The sequence below is a fragment of the Streptomyces sp. DSM 15324 genome (assembly GCF_001514285.1).
GTDB lineage: Bacteria > Actinomycetota > Actinomycetes > Streptomycetales > Streptomycetaceae > Streptomyces.
This window is the reverse complement of sequence record NZ_KQ949036.1, coordinates 39,417-52,423: the sequence shown is the minus strand read 5'-3', so window position 1 is coordinate 52,423 and position 13,007 is coordinate 39,417. Positions and strand designations below refer to the sequence as shown.

Genomic DNA, 13,007 nt, shown 5'->3' with positions numbered 1-13,007 from the left:
GCTCAGTCGTCTTCGCTGTCGCCGAAGTCGGGGCGGACGTCCCGGGCGGCCATGATCTCGTCGTTGGAGGTGCCGGCGGCGACCATCGGCCAGACCATCGCGTCCTCGTGGACGATGAAGTCGATGACGACCGGGCGGTCGTTGATCGAGTTCGCCTCCTCGATGACCTTGTCCAGCTCGTCCGGGGACTCGCAGCGGATCGCGTGGCAGCCCATGGCCTCCGACAGCTTCACGAAGTCGGGGACCCGGGTGCCGCGGGCGTCCGGGTTGACGTCGTTCGGCCCGGAGTGCAGCACGGTGTTGGAGTACCGCTGGTTGTAGAACAGGGTCTGCCACTGGCGGACCATCCCGAGGGCGCCGTTGTTGATGATGGCGACCTTGATCGGGATGTTGTTCAGGGCGCAGGTGGTGAGTTCCTGGTTGGTCATCTGGAAGCAGCCGTCGCCGTCGATCGCCCAGACGGTCTTCGCCGGCGCTCCGGCCTTGGCACCCATCGCGGCCGGGACGGCGTAGCCCATGGTGCCCGCGCCGCCGGAGTTCAGCCAGGTGGCGGGCTTGTCGTACTGGATGAAGTGGGCGGCCCACATCTGGTGCTGGCCGACGCCCGCCGCGAAGATCGTGCCCTCGGGGGCGAGCCGGCCGATGCGCTCGATGACCTGCTGCGGGGAGAGCGAGCCGTCGGCGGGCTGGTCGTAGCCGAGCGGGTAGGTCTCGCGCCAGCGGCTGAGGTCCTTCCACCAGGCGGTGTAGTCGCCCTGCTGGCCCTCGCTGTGCTCCTTCTGCACCGCCTGGATCAGATCGGCGATGACCTCGCGGGCGTCGCCCACGATGGGCACGTCGGCGGCGCGGTTCTTGCCGATCTCGGCCGGGTCGATGTCCGCGTGGACGATCTTGGCGTACGGCGCGAAGCTGTCCAGCTTGCCGGTGACGCGGTCGTCGAAGCGGGCGCCGAGGGCGACGATCAGGTCGGCCTTCTGCAGACCGGTGACCGCGGCGACGGAGCCGTGCATGCCGGGCATGCCCAGGTGCTGCGGGTGGCTGTCGGGGAACGCGCCCAGCGCCATCAGGGTGGTGGTGACGGGCGCGCCGGTCAGCTCGGCGAGGACCTTCAGCTCGGCGGTGGCGCCGGCCTTGATCACGCCGCCGCCGACGTACAGGACCGGCCGCTTGGCGGCGGTGATCAGCTTGGCGGCCTCGCGGATCTGCTTGGCGTGCGGCTTGGTCACCGGGCGGTAGCCGGGCAGGTCCATGGTGGGCGGCCAGGAGAAGGTGGTCTTCGCCTGGAGGGCGTCCTTGGCGATGTCGACCAGGACCGGGCCGGGGCGGCCGGTGGAGGCGATGTGGAAGGCCTGGGCGATCACCCGCGGGATGTCCTCGGCCTTGGTGACCAGGAAGTTGTGCTTGGTGATCGGCATGGTGATGCCGACGATGTCCGCCTCCTGGAAGGCGTCCGTGCCGATCGCCTTCGACGCGACCTGCCCGGTGATCGCCACGAGCGGCACCGAGTCCATGTGCGCGTCGGCGATCGGGGTGACCAGGTTGGTCGCGCCGGGGCCGGAAGTCGCCATACAGACGCCGACCTTGCCGGTGGCCTGCGCGTAGCCGGTGGCCGCGTGGCCGGCGCCCTGCTCGTGCCGGACCAGGACGTGGCGGACCCGGGTGGAGTCCATCATCGGGTCGTAGGCGGGAAGGATCGCACCGCCGGGAATGCCGAAGACCGTCTCGGCGCCGACCTCCTCGAGGGAGCGGATGAGGGACTGCGCGCCCGTGACGTGCTCGACGGTGGCGGAGTGTCCTCCGGATCGGGGCCGGGGCTGCGGATGGGCCCCGGTGGCCTGCTCGGTCATCGGCATTCTCTTCTCGATGCTGAGGGTTTTACTGCGGGTTCACTGCGTTTTGTGCAACAAAAAACCCCTCGTGCCGAAAGGCAAGCGAGGGGAGCGCGCCGGGTGTGGGTCGCTGGGAGTCCGGGGTTTCCCGGGCGTCACCAGCTTCAGCCGACGCGCTTTCCAAGTACGAGAATTCGGGTGCGCATGGCATTGACCCTCCCCCTGGCGCGCACCGACTGTCAAGTGGGTGGGACAGGAGTCTCAGTATGTGAGCGCAGTCCACTTCCGCTCCCCAGGACGGCCGTCACCCCACTGGTGTACACCCCCGGGGCGCCGCCCGCGAACGCGGGTTCCACCGGACCGTGCGGCACCGAGTAGCGGCCGGTGGCGAGCGCCCGCCGCAGCCGGTACTCGTCGAGCGGCCCGGAGAACGCCATGCCCTGGCCGTGGGTGCAGCCCATCGCGCGCAGGGCCACGACCTGTTCGGGCAGGTCCACGCCCTCGGCCACGGACGGGAGCCCGAGGTCGCAGGCGATCCGCAGCAGCCCGCTGGTGATCTTGTGCAGCCGCGCGGACTCGACGACCCCCTCGACCAGTGAGCGGTCGAGCTTGAGGACGTCGACGGGGAGCCGGCGCAGCGCGGTGAGGGCGCCGTAGCCGCCGCCGAAGCCGTCGAGGGCGATCCGGACGCCGAGGCGGCGCAGCGCCCCCAGGCGGCGCTCCAGCTCGTCCAGGGCCACCTTGTGGTCGAGGTCCGCCAGTTCGATCAGCAGGGAGCCGGAGGGCAGTCCGTGCCGGGTGAGGAGGGCCTCCACGGAGCCCAGCGGCGTCGACCGGTCCAGCAGCCGGCGGGCGCTGGTGCGGACCGCCACGGGGACGGTGAGTCCGCTCGCGATCCGGTCGGCGGCCTGTTCGACGGCCTCCTCCAGGATCCAGCGACCCAGTTCGGCGGTCCGGTCGCCGTCCTCCGCGACCCGCAGGAACTCGGCGGGGGTGAACAGGACCCCTTGGGAGGAGCGCCAGCGCGCCTGGGCGGCGACCGACGAGATCCGGCCGTCGTCCAGCCGGACCACGGGCTGGTGCAGCAGGGCGAACTCGCCGTCGTGCAGGGCGGCCCGCAGCCGCGTGGCGAGTTCCGCCTTGCGTACGACGTCCTGCTGCATCTGCGGCTTGTACAGCTCGACCCGGCCCTTGCCGCCCGCCTTGGCGCGGTACATCGCGAGGTCGGCGTTGCGCAGGATCTCGCCCGCGCCGAGGCCGGGTTCGGCGAAGGCGACCCCGATGGAGGCGGCGACCCTGACGTCGTTGCCGTCGATCGGGTAGGGCTGGGAGAGGGTGACCCTGAGGCGGTCGGCGAGCTCCAGGATGTGCCGCTCCCGTGCGGCCCGGTCGCGGGTGGTGTCGCCGACGATCAGGGCGGCGAACTCGTCGCCGCCGAGCCGGGACGCGGTGTCGCCCTTGCGGACGGCGTCCTGGAGCCGGCGGGCGGCCTGGACGAGGAGGGCGTCCCCGGCCTGGTGGCCGATGGTGTCGTTGACCGCCTTGAAGCCGTCGAGGTCGATGAAGAGGACAGCGGTGTTGCGCAGGGCGGTGCCCCGGTCGGAGCTGCGGCGGCCGGACAGGGCCTGCTGGACGCGCCGGGTGAACAGCGCGCGGTTGGGCAGGTCGGTGAGGGGGTCGTGCTCGGCGTTGTGCTGGAGCTGGGCCTGGAGGCGCACCCGTTCGGTGACGTCCCGGCTGTTGAAGATCAGGCCGCCGTGGTGGCGGTTGACCGTGGACTCGACGTTGAGCCAGCCGCCCCCGCTGTCGGCCTCGCCGGAGCGGAATCGGCACTCGATGCGGGTGGTGGGCTCGTCCTGGGGGTTGGCGGCGAGGAAGCGGCGCACCTCGTGCACCACGCAGCCGAGGTCCTCGGGGTGGATGAGGTCGGCCAGCTCGGTGCCCACGAGCGCTTCGGCGGGCCGTCCGTAGACCCCGGCGGCGGCCGGGGAGACGTACCGCAGGATGCCGCTGGGGGCGGCGATCATGATGACGTCGCTGGAGCCCTGCACCAGGGAGCGGAAGTGGTTCTCCTTCTGGGCCAGTTCCTGGGTGAGGGTGATGTTGTCCAGCAGCATGATCCCCTGGCGCACCACGAGGGCGAGCACGACCGCGCCGCCGGTGAGCAGCACCACGCGGTCGACGCTGCGGCCGTTGAGGACGTTGTAGAGGATCCCCAGGGTGCAGACGGCGGCGGCGAGGTAGGGGGTGAGGGCGGCGAGGGAGCCGGTGATGGGCCGGTTGGCCGGATAGCGGCCGTGGTCGCCGCCCTGCGGGGGCGACTGCGCGGGTGGGTGGGCGCCCGCGGAGGGGTGCGGGGCCGCGTGCGGGTGTCCGCCGGGGTGCTGTCCCGGTACGTGCTCGTGGACCACGCGCGTGTGTCCCTCGTCGGCGGCCCCCTGCTGCCGGGTGGCGGCCCAGGGGGCGTAGGCCAGGAGCAGGGAGCCCGCGAACCAGCCCGCGTCGAGGAGCTGGCCGGAGTGGTAGTTGTTGTGCATGAGCGGCGAGGTGAACAGGGCGTCGCACATCACGGTCAGCGCGAGCGCGCCGACGGCCGTGTTGACGGCCGTGCGGTTCACGTAGGCCCTTCGGAAGTGCAGGACGAGGACCATGCTCACCAGGGCGATGTCGAGCAGCGGGTACGCCAGCGACAGGGCCGCGTGCGCCACGCTCGGTCCGTCGAACTTCGCGGCCTGCGCGAGGGCGAGGCTCCAGGAGAGGGTGAGCAGCGAGCCGGCGATCAGCCAGGCGTCGAGCACCAGGCAGACCCAGCCGGCCTTGGTGACGGGCCGGGCCGCCAGCACCAGCAGCCCCACGATCGCGGGGGGCGCGAAGCACAGGAAGAACAGGTCGGCGTAGCTGGGGCTGGGCACGGGACGTCCGAGGACGACCTCGTACCACCCCCAGACGAGGTTGCCGAGGGCGGCCATGGCCGAGGAGAGGGCGAAGAGCAGCCAGGCGGGTCGAAAGCGGACGCGCCGGGTGCGCGCGTAGAGGAAGCAGGAGACGGCGGCGGCGCCCGCCGCGGCGGTCAGTCCGAAGTCGCCCATGATCAGTGCGAGTTCGTCGGAGCCCCAGCCGAGTGCGGAACCGACGGCGTATCCCGCGCAGAGGAGGGCCAGCACCAGTTGGTGCACCACGTTCTTGCCGGCGCCGAAGGCCGGGCGCCCGGTCGGCGGCCTCTTGGCCGGGGACCGGTCGCGCGGGGCCGGGTCGACTCCGTCGAGGAGGGTCGTGGAGGTCGTCGGCGTACTCACCGGGTCCCCCACGTCCGCGGCGCCGGGTCCCTCGGGTCCCGGTGCGCCTGAATCCGGCGGCCGTGCCGGTGGCGGTGACGGCCGGGGTGGGTGTCGTGACCGTGTCTGCTCGCGGCCGTGCGCCAGGGCCGCCGCCGGCGGCTCCGCCGCGTCGGATCGTTCGTCCATAGGCCGTGCATCGCCCGTCGCCCCCCTCACAAGTCTGAAATGTCCGTCCCAGGCGCCGAAAGGTCGCGGCGCAGCCCCTGTCGGGACGATACACCAGTCTCGTCACTCAGGGACATAGGTTCTCTACGCTCTGTGACGATCATCGGCATATGCGTACGCACCGCGCCCGGGGGACTGCGGAGGGTGCCGGAACCGGACTACACGGCTGCCGCACCCGTCGTCAGGATCACGTGGCGCAGCGGTTCCCGGTTCACGAACCGTCCCAACTGGTCCACCAGCAGCCGCTTGGCGCGCGGCAGGAAGGCGGAGGTGGGGCCGCCGACGTGGGGGCTGATCAGCACACCGGGCGCGCGCCACAACGGGTGCGCGGGGGGCAGGGGTTCGGGGTCGGTGACGTCCAGGGCGGCGGTGAGGCGGCCCGTCTCCAGTTCGGCGAGCAGCGCCTTGGTGTCGACGACCGGGCCGCGGGCCACGTTGACCAGGAGCGCGCCGTCCTTCATCCGGGCCAGGAACTCGGCGTCGACCAGGCCGCGGGTGGTCTCGGTGAGCGGGGTGGAGAGGATGACCACGTCCGCGTCGGGCAGCAGGGCGGGCAGTTCGGTGAAGGGGTGCACAAGCCCGCGCGCCGTCGTGCGCTGGGAGCGCGCGACGCGCGCCACACGCGCCACCTCGAACGGAACGAGCCGGTCCTCGATGGCGGCGCCGATGGCCCCGTACCCGACGACCAGCACGTTCTTGTCGGCGAGCGCCGGATGGAAGCCGCCCTCCCAGTGCCCCCGGTCCTGGGCCCGCACGAACTGCGGGATCCCCCGCAGCGCGGCGAGCGTCAGGGTGAGCGCCAGTTCGGCGGTGCTGGCCTCGTGCACCCCGCGCGCGTTGCAGAGCCGCACACCGGGCGGCAGGTCCGCCAGCCGTGCGGTGACGTCGTCCACCCCGGCGGTGAGCGTCTGCACGACCCGCACCCGCCGCATCTCGGCCAGCGGCGCCACCCGCACCCGCTGCGCCTTCATGTACGGCACGACGTACACCACGCAGTCGGCGGGGTCACCGGGGTACGGCTGGTCGCCGTCCTCTCCTCCGTCCCAGAAGAGGTAGTCGAACCCTTCGGGGAGACCCTCGATCTCCTGCGGGGGGATGGGCAGCCATACGTCACGGGGTGGGTCGATGCTCATGCCGAGAGGCTAATTGAGGTACGCGCGTGTGCAGAGGTTAGGTTGGGGGGTCGTAACAGGGAGGGTCGCGGGCAGGTGGAGCGCAGGACGATCGGTGTGGGGGCGCTCTCGGTGGGGGCCGTCGGACTCGGGTGCATGCCGATGAGCTGGGGATACAGCGGGTCGCGGCGGCGGGGCGAGGAATCGGTGAGGGCGGTGCACCGGGCACTGGACCTGGGTTCGACCCTGCTGGACACGGCCGACATGTACGGCCCGTTCACCAACGAGCTCTTACTGGGGCGGGTGTTGAAGGAGCGGCGCGAGGACGCGTTCGTGTCGACGAAGGTCGGCCTGCTCGTGGGCGAGCAGCACATCGTGGCCAACGGCCGCCCCGCGTACGTGAGACGCGCCTGTGACGCGTCGCTGCGGCGGCTCCAGACGGAGGTCATCGACCTGTACCAGCTGCACCGCGCCGACCCCGAGGTCCCGGTCGAGGAGACCTGGGGCGCGATGGCGGAGCTCGTACGGGCGGGCAAGGTACGGGCGTTGGGGCTGTGCGCGGTGGGAGCGCGGGGCGGCCGGCGCTCCGGTGGGCGACTGCACGACCCGACGATCGCGCAGCTGCGCCGGCTGCAGCAGGTGTTCCCCGTGAGCGCGGTGGAGGCGGAGCTGTCGGTGTGGTCGCCGGAGGCCCTGGACGCGCTGCTGCCGTGGTGCGCGGAGCGCGGGGTGGGGTTTCTGGCGGCGATGCCGCTGGGGAATGGTTTCCTCACCGGCACGCTGACCCCGGGCGAGGGCTTCGAGCCGGACGACATGCGGGCCCGCCACCCCCGTTTCACGGCCGAGATGATGGCCGCGAACCAGTCCGTGGTCGCCGGTCTGCGCCGGGTGGCGGCGCGGCACGGCGAGGGGGTGACGGCCGCCCAGGTGGCGCTGGCCTGGGTGCTGGCGCAGGGGCGGCACGTGGTCCCGGTGCCGGGCGCCAAGCAGGAACGGTGGGTGGTGGAGAACGCCGGTGCGGCCGGGCTGCGGCTGACGTCCCGGGATCTGGCCGAGGTGGCGGAGCTGCCCGCCGCCCAGGGATCGTGGGAGTGAGCGCCGTGCGGTCTTCCGGTGCCGCTTTCGGGTGGGACCGGCCCGGATCGGGAACCTGGAGGGCGGGTCCCGCGTAGTCACGGGTGGAGGCTGCCGCGGGATCCCCGTGTCGAAGGGAGCGCGATCGTGCGAGGTCGAGTGGTGACGGCCGGGCTGGCCGCGGGTGCGCTGCTGTTCGCGGCGGGCTGCTCGTCGGGTCACGGGGGGTCGTCCGGGGCGGGCCCGAGCGCGTCCGCGAGCCGTACGGCGGTCCGGGGCTCGTCCTCCCCGAGCGCCGAGGCGACCCCGCCCGCGAAGGGCACGGTCGAGGTCGTGCGCACGGTCGCCGAGGGCCTGAACTCGCCGTGGGGGCTGGCCCCGCTCCCCGAGGGCGGACTCCTGGTGGGCTCGCGCGACGAGGGCACGATCACCCATGTACAGGAGTCGAGCGGCAGGAAGACCGAGGTCGGCGAGGTCCCGGGGGTCTCCGCGGCCGGCGAGGGCGGACTGCTCGGCCTCGCCCTCTCCCCCGACTACGCCTCGGACCACATGGTCTACGCGTACCTCACCTCCGTCTCGGACAACCGGATCGTCCGGATGATCTACGACCCGAAGCGGCCCGCCGGCGATCAGCTGGGCGCGCCGGACACGGTCTTCAAGGGCATCCCCAAGGGCATGATCCACAACGGCGGCCGGATCGCCTTCGGACCCGACGGGATGCTGTACGCCGGGACGGGCGAGAGCGGCGACCGCGGCCTGGCCCAGGACAGGAAGTCCCTGGGCGGCAAGATCCTGCGGCTGACCCCCGAGGGCGAACCGGCTCCGGGCAACCCCTTCCCCGACTCGGCGGTGTACTCGTACGGCCACCGGAACGTACAGGGGCTGGCCTGGGACTCCGACCAGCGGCTGTTCGCCTCGGAGTTCGGCCAGAACACCTGGGACGAACTGAACGCGATCAAGCCGGGCGGCGACTACGGCTGGCCGGCTGCGGAGGGCACGTCGGACGACGGGGCGTACGTGAACCCGATAGCCGAGTGGCACACCGACGACGCCTCCCCCAGCGGCATCGCCTACGCCGAGGGCTCGATCTGGATGGCCGGCCTGAAGGGACAGCGCCTGTGGCGCATCCCCCTCAAGGGCACCGCGGCCTCGGCCGCCCCCCAGCCCTTCCTCCAGGGCGATCACGGCCGACTGCGCACGGTGGTCGCGGCGGGCGGCGACAGGCTCTGGGTCACCACCAGCAACACGGACGGCCGCGGCACCCCGAAGAAGGGCGACGACCGGATCCTGGAACTCAAGGTGAGCTGAACGGGCGGGGCCCGGGTCCTCAGGCGAGCGCGCGCTCTCCCCGCTCCGGCGGGAAGACCCCCAGCCGGTGGGCCAGGGCGGCCGCCTCCCCGCGGCCCGCGACGCCCAGTTTGGCGAGGATGTTCGAGACGTGGACGCTGGCCGTCTTCGGGGAGATGAAGAGCGCGGCGGCGATCTGGCGGTTGGTGCGGCCGGCGCAGACCAGGCGCAGGACGTCGCGTTCCCGGCTGGTCAGGCCGAGGGTGTCGGCGGGGTCGGCGGGGTCGGCGGAGGTCTTCGGGGTGAGGGCGATGCGGGCCCGCTGGGCCAGGGACGTCACGGTGTCGGTCAGCGGGCGGGCCCCGAGGTGCCCGGCGACGGCGTGGGCGAGGCGCAGAAGCTCGGTCGCGCGGTCGCGGTCCTCGTCGCCCGCCGCCAGCAGGGCCTCGGCGAGGCGGTGCCGGGTGCGGGCGAGGTCGTAGGGGCGCTCCAGCCGCTCGAAGGCGGTGACCACCTCGCACCAGTCGTCCGGGCCGGCGCGGCCCTCGGCGCGCAGCAGTTCGGCGCGGAGCCAGCTCGCGTGCGCCTGCCAGACCGGGGCGGGGGCCGCGACCGACCGGGCGGCCTTGCGGAGCGCGTCCAGGACGTCGGGTCCGGCCTCGGCGGCCGTGATCAGCAGCGGCCAGGCGTAGCGCTGGGCGCCGGGCGGGAAACCGGGCTCCAGGGCCCGTTCGAGGTGGGCGCGGGCGTCGGCGGGGCGGCCCTCGGCGACGGCCAGGGCGACGGCGATCCGGGTGAGCGGGAGGTGGTGCTGGGCGGCGCGCTCATGGGCGCCGAAAAGGCTCTGTGCGAGGGTGAGTTGGCGTTGAACCTCGCCGAAGTCGCCTCGTGCCAGCGAGAGTTCCGCGCGGCGGGTGGCGTGGATGCCCTGGGCCGCCACGCCCTGCCCGACCCGGTCGGCGACCGCGGCGGAGGCGGCCTCCGACTCCTGCCAACGGCCCAGCGAGAACAGGGACTCGGCGAGGTTTCCGCACACCCAGGCCTTGGTGTCGTTCAGGCCGTGCCGCTCGGCGAAGGCGACGCCCTCCTCCAGGAGGGTCACGGCGTCCCGGGAGCGGCCGACCGCCTCCAGTTCGGAGGGGAGGTTGATGTAGACACTGAGCGCGACGGAGGTGATGTCCTCGGCGAGGGCCCGCTCCTTCACCTCGTACATCTCGGCCAGTCCGGCCTCGATGGCGCCCGCGTCGACCTTGAGGGCGCCGAGCACCTGGCGGGCGTCGAGCTCGGTCTCGCGGGCGCCGACCATCCTGGCGTACGCGACCGCGCGCTCGGCGTCGTCGTACGCCTCCGGACCCGGCGAGTGGATCATGGACCAGTTGGCGGCGCGGACGAGGACCTGGGCGTGCACCTCGCTGGGCGGCAGGCCGCGGACCAGGTCCTGGGCACGGGCAAGTTCCTCGCGGCCGCTGCCCCGGCCCAGCGAGCGCACCAGCCGGGAGCGCTGGACCCAGAACCAGGCGGAGCGCAACGGGTCGTCCTCGTCGGCGAGGAGCCGCAGCGCCCGCTTGGTGATCTTGAGGGCGCGTTCGCGGTCCCCGCAGAAGCGGCCGGCGACCGCGGCCTCGGCCATCAGGTCGAGGTAGCGCAGCGGGGTGGAGGCGGGGTCGCAGCCGCAGGGCGGGTAGGCCTCGGTGTGGTCGACGGGGCGCAGCCGGGACCGCACGTCCTCAGGGGCCGTGTCCCACAGCTCCATCGCCCTCTCCAGCAGCCGCAGTTGCTCGCTGTAGGCGCTGCGGGAGCGGGCCTCGACCGAGGCGGCCAGGACGGCGGGCAGGGCCTTGGCCGGTTCATGCGCGTGGTACCAGTGGCTGGCCAGCCGCATCACGCGCTCTTCGGCGGGGACGAGCGCCGGATGGGCTTCGAGGGCCTCGGCGTAGCGGCGGTGGAGGCGGGAGCGCTCGCCGGGGAGCAGGTCGTCGCCGACGGCCTCGCGGACGAGGGAGTGGCGGAAGCGGTAGCCGTCGCCCTCGGGGGTGGCGAGCAGCAGGTTGGCGTCCACGGCGGCCCGCAGCGCGGTGATCAGCTCGTCCTCGCCGAGCCGGGCGACGGCCTCCAGCAGCCGGTACTCGACGGTGGCGCCGCCCTCGGCGACGATCCGTGTGACGCGCTGGGCGGTCTCGGGCAGCGCCTCGACCCGGACCAGGAGCAGATCGCGCAGGGAGTCGGTGAGGCCGGTGCAGCAGCCCTCGTGGGCGGCTACGGCGAGCTCCTCGACGAAGAAGGCGTTGCCGTCGGAGCGTTCGAAGATGTCGTCGACCTGGGCCGGGTCGGGTTCCTGGGCGAGGATGCCCGCGATCTGACGGCCCGTCTCCTCACGGGTGAGGCGGCCGAGTTCGAGGCGGCGCAGGGTGCGCAGCCGGTCGAGTTCGGCGAGCAGGGGGCGCAGCGGGTGACGGCGGTGGATGTCGTCGGCGCGGTAGGTGGCGAGGACGACGAGGCGGCCGGTGCGCAGGGTGCGCAGCAGGTAGGAGAGCAGGTGGCGGGTGGAGGCGTCGGCCCAGTGCAGGTCCTCCAGGGCGAGGACGACCGTGCGGTCGGCCGTGACGCGTTCCAGGAGGCGTGCGGTGAGCTCGAAGAGGCGGGCCATGCCCTCCTCGTCGTGCCGCCCCGGCCGGGTCTCCCCCATCTCGGGCAGCAGCCGGGCGAGTTCGGCCTCCTGGCCGGCCGCGGCCGCGGTCAGTTCGTCCGGCAGGGCGCGGCGCAGGGCGCGCAGGGCGGTGGAGAACGGGGCGAAGGGCAGTCCGTCGGCACCGATCTCCACACAGCCGCCGAGCGCGACGACGGCGCCCCGGCGGGCGGCCACGGCCGTGTACTCCTCGACGAGGCGGGTCTTGCCGACCCCGGCCTCGCCGCCGATCAGAAACGCCTGCGGCTCTCCGGCGGCGGCGCGGGCAAGAGCGTCCTCCAGGAGGTCGAGCTCGTCGCGGCGGCCGACGAAGACGGGACTGACGGACCTGTTCTCCACGGGGGCGAGCATCGCACGCGAGGCCGGCACCGGCCCACTCGATATCGCCACCCCGCCTGTGGCCGACGGCGCCTTTGCCGGTGCCGGGGGGCGGCCGACCCCTGTGCGGCCGCCCCCCGGCCCGCCCGCGGCGGTCATGCCGGGCGGGCGGACCGGCGGGGTCCGCGGGGCCGGGCGCGACGGGACGCGGACGCGCCGCCGTCGCCGTCGGACTCGCCCTCCCGGCCGGCACGACCGGCGCGGGCGGCACGCGCGACGCGCTCGGCGCGCTCGGCGGCCTCGAGACGGGCGGCGCGGCGGCCGCGGACGGCCTCGCGGGCCAGCCGCTCGTGCGCGGCCCGGCGCAGCAGTTCGGCGGCACGGGCCTGCTGGATCTCGTACGCGTACATGGTGCTTCCCCCTCGGGACGGCCGGCCGGCGTGGCGCCTGCCGTGTTGTCCCCACCCTCGTCCCCGAGGGGGTTCCGTCACATCGGGAGAGTGCCGCATCTTCGGCCGGGGGCGGGGGCCTTAGACGCGCGTGAGGGGCCTCAGGGCCGCCGTAAGGTGCTTACGGCGGCCCTGAGGCCCCTCGTGACGTGCGCGGTCCTCAGCTCGCGGAGGGCAGGCCGAGCAGGGCATCGGTGTACTTGAGGACGGCCAGCAGCAGGCCGATCACACCGAGCACCACGCCGGCCCACGAGACCGACTTGATCCAGGGGGCCTGCGGGCCGGGGTTGCCGAACGCGGGACGCGCCAGCACGACGACACCGACGACCAGGGCGGTCAGCGCGAACAGTCCGGCCCACAGGGCGGTGGCGTGCCAGGCGTCGCCGTAGAGGGCCTGGACCTGCTTGGCGACGCCCGCGGTCGACGAGGTCTGGAGCTGGCCCACGAGGGTCTGGCGGGCGCCCGCGACCGTGCCGATCCAGCTGCCACTGAGCGACACGAAGCCCAGCACGGCGGCGACGACGGCGCCGGCGCCCTGGCCGACGCCGGGGGTGCCCTCCTTGGCGACGGCGTCGCCCTGATCGGCGTCCGGCCCGGCGTCCAGGTCGTCGTCCGGGTCGGCGTCCAGGTCGGTCTCGGTCACGTCGTCGGACGCGTCGGTCTTGGTGAGGTCCGCCGTCTGCTCGTCGGCGGCCTCGTCAACAGTCTTGGTTCCCATAACCTCGCACCGTACGGACGCTCTCTGAGAG

8 protein-coding genes are annotated in these 13,007 nt (G+C 73.4%); 2 read left to right on the top strand and 6 right to left on the bottom strand.

What is annotated here, in order from left to right; translation table 11 throughout:
* Positions 1-2: 2 nt before the first annotated feature.
* From AQJ58_RS34180 to AQJ58_RS34170, 3 genes are all read right to left on the bottom strand, one after another.
* Positions 3-1,847, bottom strand: coding sequence for an acetolactate synthase large subunit (locus AQJ58_RS34180; RefSeq protein ID WP_199844756.1), 1,845 nt, complete (start codon positions 1,845-1,847; stop codon positions 3-5).
* 221 nt (positions 1,848-2,068) lie between these two features.
* Positions 2,069-5,125 (bottom strand): putative bifunctional diguanylate cyclase/phosphodiesterase, encoded by a 3,057-nt coding sequence (locus AQJ58_RS34175; protein ID WP_067257264.1) that lies wholly within the window; start codon positions 5,123-5,125, stop codon positions 2,069-2,071.
* 365 nt (positions 5,126-5,490) lie between these two features.
* Entirely contained in the window at positions 5,491-6,465 is a 975-nt protein-coding gene (locus tag AQJ58_RS34170; RefSeq protein ID WP_067257261.1) for a 2-hydroxyacid dehydrogenase, read from the bottom strand.
* A 75-nt stretch (positions 6,466-6,540) separates the two neighbouring features.
* Between AQJ58_RS34170 and AQJ58_RS34165 the strand changes: the two genes are divergently transcribed.
* Both AQJ58_RS34165 and AQJ58_RS34160 read left to right on the top strand, forming a co-directional pair.
* On the top strand, positions 6,541-7,539 hold the full coding sequence (locus tag AQJ58_RS34165) for an aldo/keto reductase (protein ID WP_199844755.1): 999 nt from the start codon (positions 6,541-6,543) through the stop codon (positions 7,537-7,539).
* A 126-nt stretch (positions 7,540-7,665) separates the two neighbouring features.
* Positions 7,666-8,826, top strand: coding sequence for a PQQ-dependent sugar dehydrogenase (locus tag AQJ58_RS34160; RefSeq protein WP_234360381.1), 1,161 nt, complete (start codon positions 7,666-7,668; stop codon positions 8,824-8,826).
* A 19-nt stretch (positions 8,827-8,845) separates the two neighbouring features.
* On the opposite strand, the gene AQJ58_RS34155 is transcribed toward AQJ58_RS34160, so the two are convergent.
* From AQJ58_RS34155 to AQJ58_RS34145, 3 genes are all read right to left on the bottom strand, one after another.
* Positions 8,846-11,842 carry a helix-turn-helix transcriptional regulator gene (locus AQJ58_RS34155; RefSeq protein WP_067257691.1) on the bottom strand — a complete coding sequence of 999 codons (2,997 nt, stop codon included), beginning with the start codon at positions 11,840-11,842 and terminating at the stop codon, positions 8,846-8,848.
* 122 nt (positions 11,843-11,964) lie between these two features.
* Entirely contained in the window at positions 11,965-12,219 is a 255-nt protein-coding gene (locus AQJ58_RS34150) for a hypothetical protein (protein WP_067257254.1), read from the bottom strand.
* Between the two features lie 199 nt (positions 12,220-12,418).
* On the bottom strand, positions 12,419-12,976 hold the full coding sequence (locus AQJ58_RS34145) for a hypothetical protein (RefSeq protein WP_067257251.1): 558 nt from the start codon (positions 12,974-12,976) through the stop codon (positions 12,419-12,421).
* Between the last annotated feature and the right edge of the window lie 31 nt (positions 12,977-13,007).